19 protein-coding genes are annotated in these 21,218 nt (G+C 67.9%); 13 read left to right on the plus strand and 6 right to left on the minus strand.

Translation table 11 applies throughout. The features are described 5' to 3' along the window. The 3 genes from AX692_RS19910 to gcvPB all read left to right on the plus strand — a co-directional run. Positions 1–675 (plus strand): hypothetical protein (locus AX692_RS19910; protein ID WP_073977509.1); only part of this gene is annotated, 675 nt, incomplete at its 5' end. A 33-nt stretch (positions 676–708) separates the two neighbouring features. Beyond that, on the plus strand, positions 709–2,082 hold the full coding sequence (gcvPA, locus tag AX692_RS00360) for an aminomethyl-transferring glycine dehydrogenase subunit GcvPA (protein WP_073975155.1): 1,374 nt from the start codon (positions 709–711) through the stop codon (positions 2,080–2,082). Continuing rightward, positions 2,082–3,635: an aminomethyl-transferring glycine dehydrogenase subunit GcvPB gene (gcvPB, locus tag AX692_RS00365; RefSeq protein WP_073975157.1), complete on the plus strand. Its 1,554-nt coding sequence runs from the start codon at positions 2,082–2,084 to the stop codon at positions 3,633–3,635. Before gcvPA ends, gcvPB begins: the two co-directional genes overlap by 1 nt. Before the next feature lie 124 nt (positions 3,636–3,759). Here the strand turns inward: gcvPB and AX692_RS00370 are convergent, their stop codons facing one another. The 3 genes from AX692_RS00370 to AX692_RS00380 all read right to left on the minus strand — a co-directional run bounded on the left by AX692_RS00370 (position 3,760) and on the right by AX692_RS00380 (position 7,289). Continuing rightward, complete coding sequence (locus AX692_RS00370) at positions 3,760–5,064, minus strand: lipopolysaccharide biosynthesis protein (protein WP_073974058.1); 1,305 nt, start codon at positions 5,062–5,064, stop codon at positions 3,760–3,762. Between the two features lie 130 nt (positions 5,065–5,194). Continuing rightward, positions 5,195–5,665 carry a hypothetical protein gene (locus AX692_RS00375; protein WP_073974059.1) on the minus strand — a complete coding sequence of 157 codons (471 nt, stop codon included), beginning with the start codon at positions 5,663–5,665 and terminating at the stop codon, positions 5,195–5,197. A 130-nt stretch (positions 5,666–5,795) separates the two neighbouring features. Beyond that, the gene (locus AX692_RS00380; protein ID WP_073974060.1) at positions 5,796–7,289 is read right to left on the minus strand and encodes a CoA-acylating methylmalonate-semialdehyde dehydrogenase; all 1,494 of its coding nucleotides are present in this window, start codon (positions 7,287–7,289) and stop codon (positions 5,796–5,798) included. A gap of 140 nt (positions 7,290–7,429) precedes the next feature. On the opposite strand from AX692_RS00380, the gene AX692_RS00385 reads away from it, so the two are divergent. Next, positions 7,430–8,389, plus strand: a complete 960-nt coding sequence (locus tag AX692_RS00385; protein WP_073974061.1) for an SMP-30/gluconolactonase/LRE family protein — start codon at positions 7,430–7,432, stop codon at positions 8,387–8,389. On the opposite strand, the gene AX692_RS00390 is transcribed toward AX692_RS00385, so the two are convergent. Then, a complete protein-coding gene (locus AX692_RS00390) occupies positions 8,386–9,738 on the minus strand; it encodes a M24 family metallopeptidase (RefSeq protein ID WP_073974062.1) in 1,353 nt (450 codons plus the stop codon). The two genes, AX692_RS00385 and AX692_RS00390, sit on opposite strands and share 4 nt — an antisense overlap. 52 nt (positions 9,739–9,790) lie before the next feature. Beyond that, a complete protein-coding gene (locus tag AX692_RS00395; RefSeq protein ID WP_073974063.1) occupies positions 9,791–10,582 on the minus strand; it encodes a citryl-CoA lyase in 792 nt (263 codons plus the stop codon). Between the two features lie 93 nt (positions 10,583–10,675). Here AX692_RS00395 and AX692_RS00400 point away from each other — a divergent pair, with 93 nt between their 5' ends. The 9 genes from AX692_RS00400 (at position 10,676) to AX692_RS00440 (ending at position 20,546) form a co-directional block, all read left to right on the plus strand. Continuing rightward, a complete protein-coding gene (locus tag AX692_RS00400) occupies positions 10,676–11,836 on the plus strand; it encodes a CaiB/BaiF CoA transferase family protein (RefSeq protein ID WP_073974064.1) in 1,161 nt (386 codons plus the stop codon). Next, the gene (locus tag AX692_RS00405; RefSeq protein WP_073974065.1) at positions 11,817–12,644 is read left to right on the plus strand and encodes an IclR family transcriptional regulator domain-containing protein; all 828 of its coding nucleotides are present in this window, start codon (positions 11,817–11,819) and stop codon (positions 12,642–12,644) included. The genes AX692_RS00400 and AX692_RS00405 overlap by 20 nt, the downstream gene beginning before the upstream one ends. A 138-nt stretch (positions 12,645–12,782) precedes the next feature. Further along, a complete protein-coding gene (locus AX692_RS00410) occupies positions 12,783–13,595 on the plus strand; it encodes an APH(3')-I family aminoglycoside O-phosphotransferase (RefSeq protein ID WP_073974069.1) in 813 nt (270 codons plus the stop codon). 513 nt (positions 13,596–14,108) lie between these two features. Next, positions 14,109–16,343, plus strand: a complete 2,235-nt coding sequence (locus tag AX692_RS00415) for a TonB-dependent receptor (protein ID WP_230959615.1) — start codon at positions 14,109–14,111, stop codon at positions 16,341–16,343. 15 nt (positions 16,344–16,358) lie between these two features. Continuing rightward, a complete protein-coding gene (gene wrbA / locus AX692_RS00420) occupies positions 16,359–16,961 on the plus strand; it encodes an NAD(P)H:quinone oxidoreductase (RefSeq protein ID WP_073974066.1) in 603 nt (200 codons plus the stop codon). Between the two features lie 20 nt (positions 16,962–16,981). Then, a complete protein-coding gene (locus AX692_RS00425; RefSeq protein WP_073974071.1) occupies positions 16,982–17,527 on the plus strand; it encodes a VOC family protein in 546 nt (181 codons plus the stop codon). A 27-nt stretch (positions 17,528–17,554) separates the two neighbouring features. Further along, complete coding sequence (locus AX692_RS00430; protein WP_073974067.1) at positions 17,555–18,394, plus strand: alpha/beta fold hydrolase; 840 nt, start codon at positions 17,555–17,557, stop codon at positions 18,392–18,394. Next, complete coding sequence (locus AX692_RS00435; protein WP_073974068.1) at positions 18,391–19,518, plus strand: cobalamin-independent methionine synthase II family protein; 1,128 nt, start codon at positions 18,391–18,393, stop codon at positions 19,516–19,518. Before AX692_RS00430 ends, AX692_RS00435 begins: the two co-directional genes overlap by 4 nt. A 59-nt stretch (positions 19,519–19,577) precedes the next feature. Next, positions 19,578–20,546 carry a CorA family divalent cation transporter gene (locus AX692_RS00440; RefSeq protein ID WP_196490111.1) on the plus strand — a complete coding sequence of 323 codons (969 nt, stop codon included), beginning with the start codon at positions 19,578–19,580 and terminating at the stop codon, positions 20,544–20,546. A 50-nt stretch (positions 20,547–20,596) separates the two neighbouring features. Here the strand turns inward: AX692_RS00440 and AX692_RS00445 are convergent, their stop codons facing one another. Continuing rightward, positions 20,597–21,112: a hypothetical protein gene (locus AX692_RS00445; RefSeq protein ID WP_155646232.1), complete on the minus strand. Its 516-nt coding sequence runs from the start codon at positions 21,110–21,112 to the stop codon at positions 20,597–20,599. Positions 21,113–21,218 lie beyond the last annotated feature (106 nt).

A 21,218-nucleotide genomic window follows, 5' to 3' on the forward strand; every position in this document is an offset into this window, starting at 1 on the left:
GGGGTGGGGTGCAGCTTTGCCTGGCTCAGCAACAATCCGGTGATCGACCGCGCGAGGAACGTGCTTGCCGCCGCTTTCCTCAAATCGGATGCGACGCACCTCGTCTTCATCGACGGCGACGTCGGCTTCGTGCCCGAGGAGCTGCTCGCGCTGGCGGCGCGCATGGCCGCGGATGATCGCCTCGCGGTGGTCGGCGCGCCCTATCCCAAGCGGAAGATCAACTGGAACCTGGTCGCCTCGGCCGCGGCCAAGGGGCTGGCCGAGGGCAACCCTGCCGCGCTCGAGAAATTCTCAGGCCTGTTCCCGCTCGAACCGCTCGAGCCGGCGGCGAGCTTCGCGCTCGACCAGCCGATCGAGCTTAAGCACACCGGCACCGGGCTGATGGTGATCCGCCGCGACGTGATCGAAAGCCTCGCCGCGCGCCACCCGGAACTGGCCTACAGCGCCGACGCGCTCGACCGCGAGAGCGGGCTGGTGGGCGAGACGCTCGCGGCGCTGTTCCACCCGATGATCGATCCCGACACCGGGCACATGCTGTCCGACGACTACGCCTTCTGCCACCGTGTGCGCGCCGCCGGTTTCCGCATCTGGCTCGCGCCGTGGATGCGCACCTCGCACACCGGCCCGGCGCGCTTTGCCGCCACGCTTTGCGACCTTGCTGCCCTCAACACCTGATCCTCCCACCACCAGCCACGGACACCCTCTCCCATGCGCTACCTCCCCCTCACCGATAACGACCGGCAGGCCATGCTGGCGAAAATCGGCGCTTCGACCATCGACGACCTGTTCGTCGATGTGCCCGAAGTCGCCCGTCTGGACGGCCCGATCCACGGGTTGCCGATGCACGCGAGCGAGATGGCGGTCGAACGCCACATGAAGGCGCTCGCCGCGAAGAACCTGGTGGCGGGCGAGGTGCCCTTCTTCCTCGGCGCGGGGGCCTATCGCCACCATGTGCCGGCGAGCGTCGACACCATCATCCAGCGCGGCGAGTTCCTGACCGCCTACACGCCCTACCAGCCGGAAATCGCGCAGGGCACGCTGCAGATGCTGTTCGAGTTCCAGACGCAGGTCGCACGCCTCTATGGCTGCGCGGTGGCGAACGCCTCGCTCTATGACGGCTCGACCGCGTGCTGGGAGGCCGTCGCGATGGCGACCCGCGTCACCAAGCGCAAGCGGGCGGTGCTCTCGGGCGCGCTGCATCCGCACTATGCGCAGGTGGTGAAGACCATGGCGCACTTCACCGGCGACGAGATCGCCGATGCGCTCCCGGCGATCACCGCCGAGCCCGACCTCGATGGTCTGATCGCCCGGATCGACGGGGACACCGCCTGCGTCGTGGTGCAATATCCCGACATCCTCGGCCGGATCGCCGATCTCACCCCGGTCGCCGAAGCCGCCCATGCCAAGGGCGCTCTGCTGGTGGTGGTGAACACCGAGCCGGTGGCGCTGGGCGCGATCAAGTCGCCCGGTGAAATGGGCGCGGATATCGTGGTGGGCGAGGGGCAGTCGCTCGGCGTCGGCCTGCAATTCGGCGGGCCCTACCTTGGCCTCTTCGCCGTGCGCGATCCCAAGCATGTGCGCCAGATGCCCGGCCGCTTGTGCGGCGAGACGACGGACGCCGAGGGCAAGCGCGGCTTCGTCCTCACCCTCTCGACTCGCGAACAGCACATTCGCCGCGAGAAGGCGACCAGCAACATCTGCACCAACTCGGGGCTGTGCGCGCTCGCCTTCACCGTCCACATGACGCTGCTGGGCGAGCGGGGCCTGCGCGAGCTCGCGGCGGAGAACCACCGCCTCGCCTGCCTTGCCGCCGATCGCCTCGCCAAGGTGCCGGGGGTCGCGGTGCTCAACAATGCCTTCTTCAACGAGTTCACCCTGATGCTCGGCGGCAAGCCCGCCCGCGAAATCATCCGCGACCTCGCCGACCGGGGCGTCCTTGGCGGGGTGTCGCTCGGAAGGCTCTATCCCGGGGTCGAGGCGCTCGAACATGCGCTGCTTGTCGCCGTGACCGAGACCACCACCGAGGAAGATATCGAACGGCTCGCCGAAGAGCTCGAAGCCAGCATCAAGGAGACCGTGTGATGAACGCCCCCAACACCTCCGGCTGGAAGCCCGAAATGACCCCGGCGGACGGGATGCATTCCGGCCCCGTCACCACCACCGGCAACCGCGGGCTGATGCTCGAGGAGCCGCTGCTGTTCGAGATCGGCCGCGCGGACGTGACCGGCGTCGACCTGCCCCAGGTGGATGCGAGCGCGCCCACGCGCCTCGGCGGGCTTGCCCGCAGTGAGCCCATCGGCCTCGTCGGCCTGACCGAGCCCGAGACGGTGCGCCACTACACGCGCCTCAGCCGCCAGAACTACGGGATCGACCTCGGCTTCTTCCCGCTGGGCTCGTGCACGATGAAGCACAACCCGCGCCTCAACGAGAAGATGGCGCGGCTGCCGGGGTTTGCGGACATCCACCCGCTCGCGCCCCAGAACGCGGTGCAGGGCGCGCTCGAGGTGATCCACCAGCTGGGCGGCTGGCTGTGCACCCTCACGGGCATGCCCGCCGTCGCGATGAGCCCCAAGGCGGGGGCGCATGGCGAACTGTGCGGCATCCTCGCGATCCGCGCCGCGCACGAGGCCCGCGGCGACGCGCGCGAGGTGGTGCTGGTGCCCGAGAGCGCCCACGGCACCAACCCCGCCACCGCCGCCTTCGCGGGCTACCGGGTGGAGGATATCCCCGCGACGCCGGAAGGCCGCGTCGATGTCGCCGCATTGAAGGCCCGCCTGGGGCCGGATGTTGCGGGTGTAATGATCACCAACCCCAACACCTGCGGTCTGTTCGAGAAGGACTTCCGCGAAATCGCCGATGCGGTCCATGCCGCGGGCGGCTATGTCTATTGCGACGGGGCGAACTTCAACGCCATCGTCGGCAAGGTGCGCCCGGGCGATCTCGGGGTCGATGCGATGCACATCAACCTCCACAAGACCTTCTCGACCCCGCACGGCGGCGGCGGGCCGGGCTCGGGGCCGGTGGTGCTGTCCGAAGCGCTCGCCCCCTACGCCCCGCTGCCCTTCATCCGGCAGGACGGCGAGGGGAGCTTCTACCTCGTCGAGGAAGAGAACCGCGAGGAGCGCGGGCCGAGCTTCGGGCGCATGACCGCCTTCCACGGCCAGATGGGCATGTTCACCCGCGCACTCACCTACATGCTCAGCCACGGCGCGGATGGCCTGAAGCAGGTCGCCGAGGATGCGGTGCTCAACGCGAACTACATCCTGCGCAGCATGGAGGACATCCTCCATGCGCCGTTCGGCGCCAGCGGCCCGTGCATGCACGAAGCCCTGTTCGGCGACAAGGACTTCACCAATGGCCTCTCGACGCTCGATGTGGCGAAGGGCCTGATCGACGAGGGCTATCACCCGATGACGGTGTATTTCCCGCTGGTGGTCCACGGCGCGATGCTGGTCGAGCCGACCGAGACCGAGAGCAAGGCCGCGATCGACCAGTTCATCGCGGCCTTCCGCGGTGTGGTCGAGCGCGCGCTGGCGGGGGACGAGGCGCTGAAGCAGGCGCCCTATTACTCGCCGCGGCGCAGGCTCGATGAAACCGGTGCGGCAAGGAAGCCGAAGCTCGCTTACGAGGGATGACGCCCTTCTCCCCCTCCCCTTGCGGGAGGGGGCCGGGGGGAGGGGGCTCCACGCCAGCGGCCACGCGGCGAGGCCTTCGGCCTCGTCCCCTCCCCCAACCCCCTCCCGCAAGGGGAGGGGGGAGTCAGCGAGCTGGCGGAACCTTGTCCGCCCCTTCTTCGTCAGGCTCGACCACCAGCCGGAACTGCTTGAGGTTCACGATCGCGACGTAGAAGCCGACCACCGCGAGCAGGCTCGATCCAAGTACCGCGAAGCCTGCGCCCTGCGCGCCCTTCCAGTCGATCGCCATCTCGAGCATCAGGAGCGCAAGGATCGTCGGGAACAGGCGGACGAGGAAGGCGACATGGGCCTTGCCCGCCGAGATCAGTAGGCTTTCGAGGCTCGCCCCGACCAGCTCGACCGCGCCCGCAATGCTGAGGATGATCATCGCCCAGTAGAAGCCGGTGAACTGCTCGCCCGCGATCAGCGCGAGGCCGGGGCGGCCGAACAGGATCGCGGTGACCACTGCCGTCACCCCGGCAATCGCGGCGATGTTCGCCATGCGCCGCGCGATCTCGACCGCGCCGCTCTTGGATTGCACCAGCTCGGGCAGGATCGCCTTGGAGATCGTCTGCGCCAGCGCGATCAGCGCCACGCCCAATTGGTTGGCGATGCGGAAGCCGCCCGCGAGATAGGCCCCACCGAAGGTGCCCACCAGCAGGATCATCACCTGCTTGCCCGCCACCGCAAGGCTGCTCGACAGGTTGGTCGAGACCACGAAGCGCCACACGCCCTTGTGACGCGCGGGGATCGCCTTGAGGCTGACCGAGGCAAGGCTCAGCGGCTGCACCCGCACCGCGACCGCCCACAGCGCCAACGCCGTGCCGATTTCGGAAGCGGCGAAGGCGAGGATGAAACCGGTCACGTCGGGCATCAGCCACCATGCGAGCCCCGCACCCACGGCGCGGATCACCGGCTGCACCGCCTCGGCCCAGGTCGCCCTGCCATACTCGTTGTGGAGCCGCAGCATGCCCGTGGGCGTGGTGCGGATCGTCGCGACCGAGATCACGCAATACCAGAAGGTCAGCCACAGCAATTGTGCCGGCACGTCGAGCCACAGCGGCGCGGTCAGCACCAGCACGGCGGCGGCAATGGTTCCGCCCGCGAAGGACAGCAGGTCGAGCGCCACGGCAAAGCCCGTCGCCTCGCGGGCGCGGGCGATGTCGACCCCGGGGTTCTCAGGGTCGGCGCCCCAGCGGACGATGAACTGCCAGGTCTGGAAGCTCGAAAAGCCGGTCACCGCCTGCCCCAGCGCGATGATCAGCGCGAAATGGCCGAAACCGTCGGTCCCCAGCGTGCGCGCGGCGATGGCGAGGTAGAGCAGGCTCAGCACGGCGTTGAACCCGCGCCCGCCGAGCAGCCAGCCCATGTTGGCGAAAACCTGCTTCATGGGCTCTAGCGCGCGAGGCTGGCGCGCGCGGCGGACAGGGGCAGGCTGGGCATGGGCGGGGCCTTAGCCGGAAAGCGCGCGATTAGCCAAGAGCGGATTGCGAAGGGTTCGCAGGCGTTGCGGGCGCGGGTCAGGCGGGGCAGCGCTTGAGGCGCAGCGGCACGGGCATGCCTACCCTGTCTTCGAACGGCAAGATCAGCCGTTCGTCAGCGCCCTGGCCCATGAGGGACAGGGTAATGGTCGTTTCCCATTGTTCGCCCTCGCCTTCCATCGCGAGGCCGATCAGCGCTTCGCCGTCCGGGCTTTCGGTAACGTGGGTGAGCGTGCCGTAACTCTCGATGAAGCCGATACCGTTCGGCGCGATTCTCAGCAGGAAGTCGGACTCCGGCGCGCAGGTGCCGGTCTCGCTATCCCACACGCCGAGGAAGCGCGCGGGGATGGTGGCAGCGGAAGGCGGGGCCGCGACCGCGGCGGAGCTGGCTGCGCCGCCCGGTGCCGCCGCATCCCGATCGCCCGCGGAGGCGGTCGTGGCCAGAGCGGAGCCGACAGCGAGCGCCGCTAGCCGCATGCGCGGCCTGCGCGCTCTTGCCGCCTGTGCCATAATCATGTTCCTTCTCTCGCTGCCGCAAGTCTGCCCACCCCGAGGGGCGCGCGAAACTTGCCAGCACAGACAGAAAGCCGATCACATGGGGGCTGTCTTTCGCGTTACCACGCGGCGACCCGCACCCGCCTCACCCCATGGTCGGGATGACGAAGGCGTTTGAGCCATCCCCCCCGCCGTCGGGCCAGCGCTGGGTGATCTTCTTGTTCTTGGTCCAGAACCGCAGCCCTTCCACGCCGTACTGGTCGATATCGCCGAAGCCCGAACGCTTCCACCCGCCGAAGGAGTGGTAGGCGACCGGAACCGGGATCGGCACATTGATCCCGACCATGCCGACGTTCACCCGCGCCGCGAATTCGCGCGCGGCGTGGCCGTTTCGGGTGAAGATCGCGACGCCGTTGCCATACTGGTGCTCGCTGGGGAGGCGCACCGCTTCCTCGAAATCATGCGCGCGCACGATCTGGAGCACGGGGCCGAAGATCTCCTCCTGATAGGAGCGCATCTGCGGCGTGACGCGGTCGATCAGCGTCGGGCCGACGAAGAAGCCCTTCTCGTGGCCTTGCAGCGTGAACCCGCGCCCGTCGACGACGATCTCGGCGCCCTCTTCCTCGGCGGTGGTGATCCACTGTTCGATCCGCGCCTTGTGTTCGGGCGTGACGACCGGGCCGTAATCGGCCTCGGGATCGTTGGAGACACCGATCCGCAGGCCCGCAATCGACTTGAGCAGCTTTTCCTTGAGCTTTTCGGCCGTCTCCTCGCCCACTGGCACCACCACGGGCAGCGCCATGCAGCGCTCCCCCGCCGAGCCGAAGGCCGCGCCGGTGAGATCGGTGACGACCTGGTCGAGGTCGGCATCGGGCAACACGATCCCGTGGTTCTTCGCCCCGCCGAAGGCCTGCACGCGCTTGTTGTTGGCCGAGCCGCGCGCGTAGATGTACTGCGCGATGTCGGAGCTCCCCACGAAGCTGATCGCGGCGATATCGGGGTGGTCGATGATGGCATCGACCATCTCCTTGTCGCCGTGGACGACCTGTAGAAGGCCTTCAGGAGCACCCGCTTCGAGGAACAGTTCGGCGAGCCGCACCGGCACACTAGGATCGCGTTCCGAGGGCTTTAGGATGAAGGCGTTGCCCGCCGCGCACGCCATCCCGAACATCCACATCGGGATCATCGCCGGGAAGTTGAACGGCGTGATCCCCGCGCCGATCCCGAGCGGCTGGCGCATCGAATAGACATCGATCCCGGGCCCCGCGCCATGCGTGTATTCGCCCTTCATGATCTGCGGCAGGCCGCAGGCATATTCGATCACCTCAAGCCCGCGCTGCACGTCGCCGCGCGCGTCGGGAACGGTCTTGCCGTGTTCGCTCGAAAGCATTTCGGCCAGCGACTGCATGTTCGCCTCGACCAACTCCTTGAAGGCGAACATCACCCGCGCGCGGCGCTGCGGGTTGGTGGCGGCCCAACCGGGCTGGACGCGCTTGGCGGTTTCTACCGCGCGGGCGAGCAGCGCGGCATCGCCGAGCGCAACCTCGGCCTGCACCTCGCCGGTCGAGGGGTTCCAGATGGCGTGCTTGCGGGTGGGGGCGGGGCTGTCGCCGACGATGAAGTGGTCGATCTGACGCATGTGGGGCTCTCCTGTCTCGCGCCCCCAATGCCCCCCGAGGGCGATGCTTGCAAGCCTCGCCGAACCCCTCAAAAGTGCTGGCACGCGATCGCGCGGCGGGGCAGTGTCGGGGCAGGACGAAACGAGCGGAGAGGTACGCGATGGGCAGGCTTCGGACAGGCATCGGCATCGCCGCAGCCACCCTGCTGGCGAGCGCCGCGCCCGCGCAGGAGAGCGCCGGGGCGAGTGCGCAAGGGACGCTGGTGGTCGCCGAGCCGCGCATCATCGCCGAAAGCCTCGAGACGGTCGCGACCGGCTACACCTTCACCGAGGGCCCGGCGTGGGACGGCACGCGGCTGATCTTCAGCGACATTCCGGGCGATGCGGTCCATGCTCACACCCCCGGAGAGACCGGCGCGAAGCTGCTCTACGCGCCCAGCATGAACGCCAACGGCCACACCTTCGACCTTGCAGGCCGCTTGCTCAATGCCGAGCACGGCAGCGGCGCGCTGACCCGCTGGACGCCCGAGGGCGGGCGGCAGGTGATCGTGGAGGCCTATCAGGGCAAGCGCCTCAACAGCCCCAATGACGTCGTGGTGCGCAGCGACGGGCTGATCCTGTTCACCGACCCGCCCTATGGCCTCGGCGAGCGCGCGGCCGAGCTGGCGTTTTCGGGCGTCTTCGCGCTCGACGAGGTGACAGGACGGATGATGCTGATCGACGCCGCGCATTCGCGCCCCAACGGCCTCGCGCTCTCGCCCGACGAGAAGGTGCTCTATGTCGGCGATACCGCGACGCAGACCGTGTGGGCCTATGACCTTGCGGCGGACGGCACCGCATCGGGCAAGCGGCTGGTGGTCGACGTCACCGACGAGAGCAAGCCGGGCCGGGTCGACGGGCTGCGGGTCGACCGCGAGGGGTTGGTCTATGTCACCTGCCCCGGCGGGATCTGCGTGGTCGATCCGGCGCGCCGCGAGGTGATCGAACGGCTCGCCACCCCCAAGCACGCGACCAACCTTGCCTGGGGCGGGCCCGAGCTGTCCGACCTCTACATTACCGCGCAATCCGATGTGTACCGGGTGAAGACCCGCGCGCGGGGCACCGGATCGTCGAGCCGCTAATCCGAAGGAATCAGCGTGATCGCGGTCTGCCGCCCGTCGATGAAGCGCACGCTCTCGCCGTCGAAGAAGGCGTCCTCCTCGGTGCGGAAGTCGACGCGCTGCCCGCCCCATTCGGGCACCGCTGCATAGGAGGTGAGCTCGATCGACCATGCGGTGTTCGGCCGGATCGGGCCGCTCCCGCGCGGGTCGGCCTGCTGGTTGTCCCAGAAGCCGATCGAAGGCCCCGCGCCGTGGCCGTGGTGGCCGATGGGGTGGGTGTAGATCGAGGGATCGAGCCCGGCCGCGATGGACTTCGCCCGCGCCTCGGCCAGCGCCTCGTTGCCCGAGCGGCCCGGCTTGAACGCGGCGCGCAGGAAATCCTGCACGCGGTTGGAGTTGGCGAGCCCCGCCCGCAGCCCCGCCGGGGCCTCGGTCTCGCCCGGCTTCAGCACATAGGCGAGGTGCTGGGTATCGGTGTTGAGCCTGAGGTAGGTGATGCCGAAATCGGTCCAGAGCAGGTCGCCAGGGCGGATCACCTCGTCGCCCTCGATCATCCCCTCGCGCCCCTGCCGCTGGATCGCGACCGAGGGGTGGAACCACGGCGCGAGCCCCAGTTGCATCAGCCGGTCGCGGTACCACCACTGGACCTGTTCGGCGGTGGTCACGCCGGGGGTGATGACCTTCCTCGAGAAGGCCTCGCCGATCACCGCATGGGCGATGCGGACCACGGTGGGGTAGAGCTCCATCTCGACAGGCGTGCGGGTTTCGAGCCAGCGGATCGCCAGCCCCTCGCCGCTGGTCACGCGCTCGTGGAGCGCGGGGGGCAGGGCGGACATGAAGCGGTCGTACTGGCTCAGCGTCATCCCGTCGGCGAACTGGGTGAGGTCGCTGGAGTTGATCGCGATCTTCTTCGGATCACGAGCGGCGATGAGGTCCGCGACCGCCTGCCACTGGTCGGGCTGCTTGTCCGGATCCCACGCCGGCGCAAACAGTCCACCGAGGCCATAGCGGCTAACGGTCAGGCGTTCGACCGGCTTGCCCTCGCCCGGATCGTGGAAGACGAGAATGGTCCGCCGCCGCGCGTGGAAATTCTCGGCATCGAGCATGGTGGCGACCACCGGCTCCTCGAAGTATTCGCGCGCGACCAGCAGCCACAGGTCGATCCCCTCGGCGCGCATGATCTGCGGGATCAGGGTGTCGAGTCGCTCGCGCAGGATACGGTTCTCGAGTGCGGCACGCGCGCGCGGGGCGAGGATGGGGGGAAGGGCCGGGGCGGCCTGCTCGGTTTCGGTGAGGCCGAGCGGGGTGTCGGCGAGCGCAGGAGACGCCGTGAGCGCCGCTGCCAGTGTAACAAGATGCCGTCCGTTCATGCCCGTCCCCTGTCGCCGCCGGAGAGTGGCGCGGGGCGGGCGCGGGATCAAGCTATTCGATGCCTTCGCTGCCGTCGTCGAACCCGATGCGCTCCGCCGCCGCGCCCGACATGATGAAGCCGATGGGGCGCTCGGTCTCCTCCTGCAGGTGGGCGATGAGGCTGGCGGTGCGCGCGAGGAGCGAGATGCCCTTGAGCGCGGCGAGCGGGAAGCCGGCGTCGAGCATAACCGCGGGGATCGCGCCGTTGACGTTGATCGGCAGCGCGCGGCCGATGGCCTCGGGCAGCACCGCCTCGATGGTGCGCAGCATCGCGATGTGCTTGCCTTCCATCCCGTGCTCGGCGGCGAGCGCCAGCAGCCGGTGCGCGCGCGGATCGCCGCCCGAGTGCTGGGGGTGCCCGAAGCCGGGGATCGCCTGCTTCTCGGCGCGCAGGGCCTTGATCGCCGCGATCGCGGTGGCGGCGGGGTCCGCGCCTTCTGCATCGGCAACGACCTTCGCGTAGAACCGCCCCGCGACCTCAGCGCTCCCCAGCACCACGCTGCCGCAACCCAGCAGCCCCGCTGCGACCGCGCCGTGGAAGGCCTCGGGCGCGGCGGCATAGGTCATGCGGGTGGCGACCACGGAGGGTACCAGGCCATGCTCGGCGATTGCGCAAAGCACCGCATCGGCCAGCGCCTTCTGGGGGGCGGACGGCATGGTGCCCGTCACCAGCAGCCAGAAATAGGAGGTGAAGTCGACATGACCGATCACCTCGGAACACAGGTCCATGCCCCGCACCGTGATGCTGGTCGCATCCGAAGTGCAGATCGAGGTCACCGCGTTGTCCTGCTTGCCGATGCGCATGGGTCCATGCCTTTTCGTTATTCGAAGTTGATTTCGGTATGCGAAGATTATAGGGTCACGCAAGCATCAAGGCAAGCAGATGGGATTTGTAGGATGACCGCTCGGCCCCTCGCAGGCGTCACTGTGCTCGAAATGGGCACCTTCATCACCGGCCCTGCCGCCGGGATGCTGCTCGCCGACATGGGCGCGGATGTCATCAAGGTGGAGCAGCCGGGGACGGGCGATCCCTTTCGCAGCTTCAAGGGCGAACTCTACTCGCCCCACTTCCAGACCTACAACCGCAACAAGCGTTCAATCACGATCGACCCCAAGAAGGAAAGCGATCTTTTGGTGCTCGACCGGCTGGTCGAGGAGGCGGACGTGTTCATCCAGAATTTCCGCCCGGGCGTGGCGGGGCGGCTGAAGGTCGATGCCGAGCGCTTGCAGGCCATCAACCCGCGCCTCGTCTACGCCTCGATCTCGGGTTTCGGCAGCGAGGGGCCTGAGCGCGATCGCCCCGCCTTCGACACCGTCGCCCAGGCCGCGAGCGGATTCCTGCGGCTGCTGGTCAATCCCGAGCACCCGCGCGTCGTCGGCCCGGCGATCGCCGATGCCATGACCGGGTTCTACACCGCGCTGGGCATCCTCGCCGCACTCAATGAACGCCACACCACCGGCAGGGGCCGCGTGGTCGAGACCTCGATGTTCGAGGCGATGTGCCACTTCAACCTCGACGATTTCACCCACCTGCTCTCCGCCGACCAGGTGATGGGGCCCTATTCCCGCCCCCACGTCAGTCAGAGCTACGTTTTCCAGTGCGCGGACGGCAAGTGGCTTGCGCTTCACATGTCCTCGCCGCCGAAGTTCTGGGAGAACCTCGCCACCGCCGTCGGCCGGCCCGACATGCTGAGCCTGCCCGCCTTCGAAAGCCGCGAGGCGCGGATCGCGCATTACGAGGATGTGGTCGCCTTCCTCGCGCCGATCTTTGCCGGGCAGCCGCGCGATCACTGGACCGCCGAGCTGACCCGTCTCGAAGTGCCCAACTCGCCAGTCTATGACACCACCGAAGTCCTCGCGACCGAGCAAGCCAAGGTGCTGGGCATCGAAGTCACCGACCCGAACGGCCCCAAGGGCGAGTTCCGCACGATCCGTTTCCCCCTGTCCTTCGACGGCGCGCGGATGGACTCGGTCACCGCGCCGCCCCTATTGGGGGCAGACGATGCGGCGATCCGCCGCTCCATCGAAAGGCCGGTGCATGGGATCCGCAGGGGCTGAAGCCGAAGACCGGGGGGCGGGGAAAGACCCCGAGTTCCTCTCGACGCTGGAACGCGGCCTGCGCGTCCTCAAGGCGTTCGACGAGGATCATCCCGAGATGACCCTCTCCGAGGTCGCCGCCAAGACCGGACTGCCCCCGGCGGTGGCGCGGCGCTGCCTGATCACGCTGGTGGAGCTCGGCTATGTCGGCCAGCACGAGCGCAAGTTCCTGCTGCGCCCGGCGGTGCTGACGATCGGTTCGGCCTTCCTCGCCTCGATGCAGATCGAGCAGGTGGTGCTGCCGCCCTTGCAGGCCCTGCGCGACCAGACCGGCGACAGCGCGAGCCTCGCCGTGCTGTCGGGCGCCGACATCCTCTACGTCGCCCATGTCTCGACCGACCGGCGGTTCCGCGTCGCGGCGGGGGTGGGGACGCGCTTCCCGTTCCATGCGACCTCGCTCGGCAAGGCGATCGCGGCGCACCTGCCCGAGGACGAGCGCGCGGCGCTGCTCGCCCGCGCGCCCTTCCAGCGCTTCACCGAGCGCACGGTCACCGACCACCCCGCGCTCGCCGACCGGCTCGCGCTGATCGCCGAGCGCGGCTACGATTCAGCGCTGGACGAGCTCGATTACGGGATCGTTTCGGTCGCAGTGCCGATTTTCGGACGCGATAAGCGGGTGATCGCGAGCATCAATTGCTCCACCTCCACCACCCGCATCTCGCAGGACGAGCTCGTCCGCACCCGCCTGCCCCTGCTGCGCCGCGCGGCGGGCGAGATCGAGGGATCGCTGAAGCGCTGGCCCGCGCTCGAGGCGAGCCTGCGGCCCTGAGGGGCGGGCAAAAGGTGACGTCCGCTCTGGCGGGCGCATAGAAAGACGCTGACATTCGCAGAGCGACCCCGTTGCTGCCATTTTCGATTGATGCTCATTACTCTAGCCAGAGCAAAGCTGGACGAGGTGGTCGGAGCAATGAACTCTAATCGCGAGGAACTCTGCACTGCCCCAGCCTTGCCGGCAGAAATGAGGGAAGACCATCAAGGATACTCGTGGGCGCGCAGTGTGATCGGCCAGTCCGGCGGGTCGGTCTATCGACTGCATGGCAAGCCCGGCGCTCCAGAGCTTTACTTGAAGCACGGTTCTGGCGCCGTGGCTGATGCGATCGTTGACGAGATGGTGAGACTACGCTGGCTGGCGAGTTACATTCCCGTCCCGACGGTGAGAAAATTCATCTATGCCAAAGAAGAGGCCTGGCTGCTCATGACGGCTTTGCCGGGCGAGACGGCTTATCAGGTATTGGAGGCAAGGCCGGCAGACAGGGTGGCGGTGGTCGATGCGCTGGCAGGCTTCCTTCGCCGGGTTCATGCGATCCCGGTCAGCGAATGTCCGTTCAACAACGATCACACCTACCGGCTCGGCGTCGCGCGGCGACGAATCGATAACGGACTGGTCGACGAGGACGATTTCGATGCGGAACGAGAAGGCTGGACAGCTCAGCAGGTGTGGCAATCACTGATGGAGCGGTTGCCCGTTACTCCCGACCCGGTGGTTACGCACGGAGACTTCTCGCTGGATAATCTGGTGATTGGCGACGGCGTTGTGACCGGCTGCATCGATGTCGGGCGAGCTGGAACAGGAAACCGCTATCAAGACCTCGCGATCCTTTGGAACTGCCTCGGAGAATTCGGGAGCACGTTGCAGGACAGGCTGCTGATGACTTACGGCGTGACCGAGGTGGACAAAAACAGCCTGCAATTTCACTTGATGCTGGACGAGTTGTTCTGACGGCGGCGGAAGGCTGCCACGAGACGTGACGCAAGCTGACCTTCAACTTCCCACCCGATCCCGGCTGACAGCCTTGCCCGAGGGCGGCCCTGAAATCCGCCTGCCGGCTTCCACGGCAAGTCCGGGGCGACGACTGGCTTGAACGCGGCCACGCGGCCCGGCCACCCTCGCGTCCCGTAGGCAAGCAGGTCGCCAAGCCGGGGGATCGGCTCCAGAGCCCCGAACGGCGCGTGTGCCTGTCGAATACCCGCCTATGGAACGACAATTACCCCGATACAGCCCGCACACAGCCGCAGGCCATTTCCCGTGCCGCGGCGCCCCGCGAAAATCCTACCCGGGCCAAACCCGATCCCTGCTTTGCCTGCCTCGCGCCAAGCTGGCGTTGCCGCAACGCAACATTGCACAAGTTTCGCATATCGAAGTTGACTTCGCATTGCGAATTTCATAACCAGCCGAACAGAGAGGGGTCGCCGATAAGAGCGGCGCGTTCGCGCGCAGACAGGGGAGAGACATATGAAGTTTTCGGGCCCGGGCCGCAGCGCCAAGGATCGCATCGGCCGCGCCGCTGCCAGCACCACCGCCATCGCTGTCGCCGCGATTGCCGCAACGCCGCTCGCTGCGCAGGACACCGCTGCCGAGCCGACCGCCGAAGCCGAGGGCGAAATCGTCGTCACCTCGCTGCGCCGTACCGAGACGCTGCAGGACACCCCCGCCGCGGTCACCGCCTTCGATTCGCAGGCGATCCAGAACGCCGGGATCGAACGCCCCGCCGACTTCATCGGTCTCACCCCCAACGTCACGCTGGTCGAGACCCAGAACGCGGGCAATGCCTTCGTCATCATCCGCGGGATCACCCAGAACCGCAATTCCGAGCCTTCGGTCGCCGTGATCGTCGACGGGGTGCAGCAGGTGAACCCCGCGCAGTTCAATCAGGATCTGTTCGATATCGAGCAGATCGAAGTGCTCAAGGGTCCGCAGGGCGGGCTCTATGGCCGCAACGCCATCGGCGGGGCGATCATCATCAACACCAAGAAGCCGACCGATGAATTCGCGGGCAACTTCACGGCGGGGATCGACAACGGCTTCGGCTATTTCCTGCGCGGCGGCGTCAGCGGCCCGCTGGCCGAGAACGTCAAGTTCCGCATCGCCGGGTCGTGGTACGACACCGACGGCTTCATCAACAACGCCTTCCTCGACGAGAAGGCCGATCCGGTCGAGGACTTCAGCTTGCGCGGCAACCTCCTGATCGAGGCGACCGACAGGCTGACCTTCGACCTGCGCGCCAGCCTCAACCAGCTGCGCACCCAGGGGCTCTATTACAACATCGTGGGTGACGTGAACACGATCGCCCCGGTGCTGGTCAACAACCCCGGGCAGAACGATCGCGACATCTACAACGTCGCGCTCAGGATCGAATATGCGGGCGACAACGCCGTGCTGACCTCGGTCTCGTCCTACGACACGCTCAAGGAAATCCTCACCGGCGACGCCTTCGACTTCCGGCCAATCCCCGACAGCTTCTTCTTCAACCTGTTCGAGCAGATCTTCGGGCCGGGCAACGGCTTCGATTTGAACCAGAGCCAGTATCTCAACGTCAAGGCGTTCAGCCAGGAAGTGCGCCTCGCCTCGCCCGAGGATGGCCGCAAGTTCAACTGGATGGTCGGCGGCTACCTGATCGACACCACCCGCTTCATCTCGACCGGCAACATGATCGACACCGGCAACGGCGTCTTCCCGGTGTTCCGCTCGCCTTCGACCAATCCGCTCAACCCGCAGTTCTCCTATCTGGCTGACGGGCAGGAGAACTTCGCCTGGGCGCTGTTCGCCAATGCGGGCTACGAGTTCTCGCCCGAATTCCGGGTCGATGCTTCCTTGCGCTATGACCGCGACCGCCGCCGCCAGACCACGCTGACGCCGCAGAACTTCCTGCCCAACGTCCCCGGCGTGCCGCAGGCGCAGAGCGGCGAGGTGCGCACCGTCTCCTTCGACGACTGGCAGCCCAAGATCACGCTCACCTGGGAGCCGACCCCCGACCTGACGCTCTACGGCGGCTATTCGCGCGGCTTCCGCTCGGGCGGGTTCAACCAGACCGGCGTGGGCGCGGAATCGGTCAATGCCGGGATCGTCGGCGTGGGCGACATCTTCCAGGCCGAAACCGCCGACACCTTCGAGATCGGCGCCAAGGCGCAGGTCGGCCCGGTGCGCCTCGGCGCGGCGGCCTACACCACCAAGTCGGAAAACTCCTACTTCTTCGTCTTCCTCGCCCAGTCCTCGACCCAGAATCTCGGCAACATCCCCGAGACCCGGATCAACGGCTTCGAGCTGGAAGCGACCGCCGAGATCGTCCCCAATCTCGATGTCAACGCCGCGCTCGGCTTCACCGACAGCGAGATCGAGGCCTTCCCCGATCCGAGCGTGATCGGCAACGAGGCGCCGCAGATCTCGCGCTACACGCTGAACCTCGGCGCGCAGTATGCCGGGCCGGTCAGCGACAGCGTCGATGCGCTGCTCAGGGTCGATTATCGCCGCACGGGGCGCACCTGGTGGGAGCCGTTCAACACCACCTCGCGCGATCCGGTCGACATCGTCGATGCCCGCGCCGGGTTCACGCTGGCGAACGGCGTCTCGGTCACGGCCTTCGCGCAGAACCTGTTCGACGAGATCTACAACGCCGAATTCTCCCCCGGCGGCTTCGTGTTCCGCGCCCGGCCGCGGCGCTACGGGGTCGAGGTGGGCTACAAGTTCTGACGAAAGGCGAGACGCATGACCAAGGTGCTGGTGCTCTACTATTCGAGCTATGGCCATATCGAGGCGATGGCCGCAGCGGTTGCCGAAGGCGCCGCAAGCGTCCCCGGCACCGAGGTCGTCGTGAAACGTGTCCCAGAGTTGGTGCCCGATGAGGTCGCCAAGGGTGCCGGGATGAAGACGGACCAGCAGGCTCCGATTGCGACCCCGGATGAACTGGCTGGTTATGACGCCATCATCTTCGGCACCCCCACCCGCTTCGGCAACATGGCCGCGCAGATGAGGAACTTCCTCGATCAGACCGGGGGGCTGTGGTTCCAGAACAAGCTGGTCGGCAAGGTCGGGAGCGTGTTCGTCTCGACCGCCAGCCAGCACGGCGGGCAGGAGACCACCATCACCTCGTTCCACACCACGCTGCTGCATCACGGCATGGTGATCGTCGGCCTGCCCTACACCTTTGCGGGCAACAGCGAGATGGGCGAGATCAGCGGCGGCACCCCCTATGGCGCGAGCACGCTGGCGGGCAATGACGGCAGCCGCATGCCGAGCGACAACGAGCTTGCCGGGGCGCGTTTCCAGGGGGCACACGTCGCGCGGATCGCGGCGAAGCTGGCCGCGTGAACAGACAGGGAGAGAGCACGATGACGAAGATCCTGGCGAACCGCCTCCACCACACCGCCTATGTCACCAAGGACCTCGAGGCGACCCGCGCGTTCTATGAGGACGTGCTCGGCTTCCCGCTGATGGCGACCTATTGCGAGAAGGACGAGCTGTTCGGCAAGGAGCGCACCTATTGCCACGTGTTCTTCGAACTCGCCGACGGCTCCGCGCTCGCCTTCTTCCAGTTCGCCGATCCAGAGGACCAGGCCGAATTCGGGCCCGACATCCCCTCGAGCCCCTTCATCCACATCGCGCTCCACGTCGATGCGGACGGGCAGGCCGAACTCGCCCGCCGCATCGCCGCCGCCGGGATCACCGAGCCGCAGACCTATGTGCTCGAGCACGGCTATTGCCGCTCGCTCTATGTCACCGATCCCAACGGCATGATCCTCGAATTCACCCATGACGACGAGCGCGCCGCGCCGCTCGATGCCGAGCGCCGTGCCTCGGCCCACGCCGAGCTCAAGCGCTGGCTGGCGGGCGATCACCACAACAACAACCCGTTCCGCGCCGAAGAAGCGGCCTGAGCGTTCGGGCGGGGGTGCGTCAGCGAAATGCCGACTGCGCGCACCCCTGATTCCGCCGGCGCATGGTATCGCGATGTCGCCGTGGAGGGCGGCGCGCTGCCGGTGTGCCTGGCCGGGGAGGAGGATCGTCCGGCGCTGATCCTGCTTCACGGCTGGACGCTCGATCACCGCATGTGGGCGCCGCAGATCGCAGGGCTGGCGGGCGAGCATTTCCTGGTGATGCCAGACCGGCGCGGCTGCGGGCGGGCCACGGCCCCGGCGGACCTCCTGCGCGAGGCCGAGGACGTGATCGTCATCGCCGACAGCCTCGGGCTCGATCGCTTCGCGCTGCTCGGCCTCTCGCGCGGGGCGACGGTCGCGCTCGACGTGGCGTGCAAGTTCGCCTCGAGGCTGACCGGGCTGATCGTGTCCGGCGCGCCGCTGCCCGCGCTGGTGCCGCGCGAGGAGGTGATCGACCTCGAGCATTTCCGGGCGCTGGCGGCGGCGGGCGAGCTTGCGCGTCTGCGCGGCGAGTGGTCGCGGCATCCCCTGATGCAGACCCGCTCGCCCGAGGCTGCCGCGCTGGTGGCGATGATCCTTGCCGATTATGACGGCCGCGATCTGCTCGCTCCCGCCAATGCACCGGACGTCCCGCGCGAGGCGCTGGCGATGCTGGCGATGCCCGTGCTGGCGCTGACCGGCGCGCACGACACCGCATGGCGCAAGGCCTGCGCCGAGGCACTCGGGCAGGTCGCCCCGCGCGCGATGCACGCGCTTGTGCCGCAGGCCGGGCACATCGCCAACGCCGACAACCCGGCCCGCTTCAACGCGCTGGTCGCCGCATTCCTGCGCAATCTTGCCGCCCCTCACACAAGGCCACACCCATGACCGAAAAGCGCTTCCTGACCACCCACGTCGGCAGCCTGCCGCGCCCCGAGGCGCTGCTCGATCTTGTGTTCGCGCGCGAGGGCGGGGAGGCTGTGTCCGAGGCCGATTTCGACGCTGCGGTCGAGGATGCCACGGCTTACGTCATCCGCCGCCAGATCGAGGCGGGCGTCGCCATCGTCAACGACGGCGAGCAGTCCAAGCCCTCCTACGCCACCTATATCAAGCACCGCCTGTCGGGCTTCGGCGGCGAGGCGGGGCAGTATGAATTCGCCGACCTCGAGGCCTTCCCCGGCGCCAAGGCGCAGGTGTTCGGCAACAAGGGCCGCGCCAAGCGCTCCGCCCCGGCCTGTACCGCGCCCATCGAGGTGATCGACATGGAAGCCCCGCGGATCGACGCCGAGCGGCTCAAGCGCCTCGCGGGCGGCCACGCCACCTTCATGTCGGCGGCCTCACCCGGCGTCACCGCGCTGTTCTTCCCCAACCAGTTTTACGCCAGCGACGAGGAGTATGTCTTCGCGCTCGCCGAGGGGCTGCGCCACGAATACGAGACGATCGCGGCGGCCGGGATCACGCTGCAGGTCGACTGCCCCGACCTCGCCATGGGCCGCCACGTGCAGTTCACCCACCTGTCCACGCAGGAATTCCGCAAGCGCATCGGCATGAACATCGCCGCGCTCAACCACGCGGTCGCGAACATCCCCGCCGAGCAGCTGCGCATGCACCTGTGCTGGGGCAACTATCCCGGCCCGCACCATTGCGACGTCGCGCTCGATGAAATCGCCGACATCGTCTGGAGCGCGAAGCCGCAGACCGTGCTGCTGGAGGGCGCGAACCCACGCCACGCGCACGAATTCGCTTTCTTCGAGAAGCACCCCCTGCCCGAAGGCAAGATCCTGTGCCCCGGCATGGTCGAGCCGCAGAGCCCCTATATCGAGCACCCCGAACTGATCGCCCAGCGCATCGGCCGCTATGCCGATCTGCTCGGGGCCGACCGCGTGATGGCCGGGGTCGATTGCGGCTTTTCGGTTCACGCGGGCAGCAATGCGCTCGATCCGGAAATCGTCTGGGCCAAGCTCGCCGCGCTTGCCGAGGGGGCGGCGATCGCGAGCGAGAAGTATTTCTGAAAAGGATTGCTCGGGCGCCCGCTTGCCGCGAGGCGCTGCGCGAGGCTAACAGGCAGGGCATGAACGGCCCCGCCAACCCGCTGACCGCCAGGGCGCTGGTCGTCCAGAACGGCATCCTTGCCGAAATCGATCCGCAAGCGGTCGCGGGCTATGCCGGGCCCGGCTTCGTCTGGCTCCATGCCGAAGGCTCCGGCGAGCTCAATCCGGCAGACCTGCCGGGCTACGTTCCGCGGATGGCCGCCAATGCGCTGATCGCCCATGAGACCCGGCCGCGCTGCGACGAGGTGGATGATGCGGTGCTGATGAACCTGCGCGGCACGGCGCTCGCCGCATCGCATGGCAGCGACGGGCTGGTTTCGATCCGGGTCTGGGTGGAGCGGGGGCGCGTCACCTCGGTCAGCCGCTACCCGCTCGCCGCGCTCGGAAAGGTCGAGGCGCTGATGCGCGCCGGACGCATCACCGACGGGGGCGATTTCGTCGCGCAGCTGGCGCAGGCGATCAGCCAGGAGCTCGATCCGCAGGTCGCCGAGCTCGGCGACAGTCTCGACGATTGCGAGGGGATGCTCGATGGCGACATCTATGCCCTGCGCCGCATGATCGCCCGCATCCGCAGCCAGGCGATCGTGCTGCGGCGCTTCGTCGCGCCCGACCGCGATGCGCTGGCGCAGATGGCGCAGCTCGAGTTCGACTGGATCAGCAAGGACGACCGCCTGCACCTGCGCGAGGCGGCCGACCGCTTCGCGCGCATGGCCGAGGAGCTCGAGGCGGTGCGCGAGCGCGCCGCGCTGCTCCACGAACAGCTCACCGACCTGCGCGCCGAGATGATCGACCAGCGCAGCCTCGCGATTGCCGTGACGGCCTTCATCTTCCTGCCGCTGACCTTCGTCACGGGCCTTCTGGGGATGAACGTGGAGGGCATTCCCTTCGCGCATGAGCCCTGGTCGTTCTGGGGCGTGGTCGCCTTCTGCGTGGCGATCGGCGCGGGCGTGATGGGATGGTTCGCGTGGAAGCAGTGGCTCGACGACTAGGCGGGAGTGAGGCCCATCGCCGCGATCATGCGTGGCTTGGCTGGCCTTCGCTAGCGTCTGGCGGTCGTGGCCGATTGCCGTGCCGCGCGGGCGAGGGCGGTCAACCGGGCCTTGCTGGCCGCAGGGCCCGATAGCGCCGCCACCAGCTCGACTGTGCGCGTGGTGCCGCGCAGGTAATTGACCGTGACCCGCCGGACATAGTGGCCGAGCTCGGGCGCATAGTCCCACTCGCGCTGCTCGACGAGGCGCATGGTGGTGGGCGAGTAGCGGTCGCACTTGACGGGGATCGCCTCGTAGGTGCCGGCCGTGACGGCGAAGATCCTGGGCTTGCCTGTCTTGCACACCCACAGGCTGACCGAACGGCGCAGCGAGGCCTGGGCGTTCGCCCTCGTCTCGGTCACCACCCGGAAGCGCGCGGACTTGCTCTTTGCGATCGGCCAAAGCGCATCGGGATTGCCGTGCACCTCGCGCCGCCCCGTGGCGCGGCCGCTGCGCCATTCGAGCACCGGCACCACGAAATTGCGGCTGCGCTGGTAGCTCGCGCCCGACAGGCCGGCCCAGGTCATGCGCGTGTCGCCCATCGCGATCACCCGCTCGACCCGGCCATCGGAGAAGACGAAGGCGTCGCCCGGCTCGTATTCGGGGAGCGGAACGGGCGCGAGCTACCAGCGC

This window comes from Erythrobacter donghaensis, assembly GCF_001557325.1.
Lineage (GTDB): Bacteria > Pseudomonadota > Alphaproteobacteria > Sphingomonadales > Sphingomonadaceae > Erythrobacter > Erythrobacter donghaensis_B.

Coding starts and splice junctions, on each gene's coding strand:
- AX692_RS00400 (WP_073974064.1), top strand. CDS start 10,676: ATGACCGCTCGGCCCCTCGCAGGCGTCACTGTGCTCGAAATGGGCACC.
- AX692_RS00395 (WP_073974063.1), bottom strand. CDS start 10,582: ATGCGCATCGGCAAGCAGGACAACGCGGTGACCTCGATCTGCACTTCG.
- AX692_RS00430 (WP_073974067.1), top strand. CDS start 17,555: ATGCCGACTGCGCGCACCCCTGATTCCGCCGGCGCATGGTATCGCGAT.
- gcvPA (WP_073975155.1), top strand. CDS start 709: ATGCGCTACCTCCCCCTCACCGATAACGACCGGCAGGCCATGCTGGCG.
- AX692_RS00380 (WP_073974060.1), bottom strand. CDS start 7,289: ATGCGTCAGATCGACCACTTCATCGTCGGCGACAGCCCCGCCCCCACC.
- wrbA (WP_073974066.1), top strand. CDS start 16,359: ATGACCAAGGTGCTGGTGCTCTACTATTCGAGCTATGGCCATATCGAG.
- AX692_RS00410 (WP_073974069.1), top strand. CDS start 12,783: ATGAACTCTAATCGCGAGGAACTCTGCACTGCCCCAGCCTTGCCGGCA.
- AX692_RS00435 (WP_073974068.1), top strand. CDS start 18,391: ATGACCGAAAAGCGCTTCCTGACCACCCACGTCGGCAGCCTGCCGCGC.
- AX692_RS00390 (WP_073974062.1), bottom strand. CDS start 9,738: ATGAACGGACGGCATCTTGTTACACTGGCAGCGGCGCTCACGGCGTCT.
- AX692_RS00370 (WP_073974058.1), bottom strand. CDS start 5,064: ATGAAGCAGGTTTTCGCCAACATGGGCTGGCTGCTCGGCGGGCGCGGG.
- AX692_RS00375 (WP_073974059.1), bottom strand. CDS start 5,665: ATGGCACAGGCGGCAAGAGCGCGCAGGCCGCGCATGCGGCTAGCGGCG.
- AX692_RS00415 (WP_230959615.1), top strand. CDS start 14,109: ATGAAGTTTTCGGGCCCGGGCCGCAGCGCCAAGGATCGCATCGGCCGC.
- AX692_RS00440 (WP_196490111.1), top strand. CDS start 19,578: ATGAACGGCCCCGCCAACCCGCTGACCGCCAGGGCGCTGGTCGTCCAG.
- AX692_RS00385 (WP_073974061.1), top strand. CDS start 7,430: ATGGGCAGGCTTCGGACAGGCATCGGCATCGCCGCAGCCACCCTGCTG.
- gcvPB (WP_073975157.1), top strand. CDS start 2,082: ATGAACGCCCCCAACACCTCCGGCTGGAAGCCCGAAATGACCCCGGCG.
- AX692_RS00405 (WP_073974065.1), top strand. CDS start 11,817: ATGGGATCCGCAGGGGCTGAAGCCGAAGACCGGGGGGCGGGGAAAGAC.
- AX692_RS00445 (WP_155646232.1), bottom strand. CDS start 21,112: ATGACCTGGGCCGGCCTGTCGGGCGCGAGCTACCAGCGCAGCCGCAAT.
- AX692_RS00425 (WP_073974071.1), top strand. CDS start 16,982: ATGACGAAGATCCTGGCGAACCGCCTCCACCACACCGCCTATGTCACC.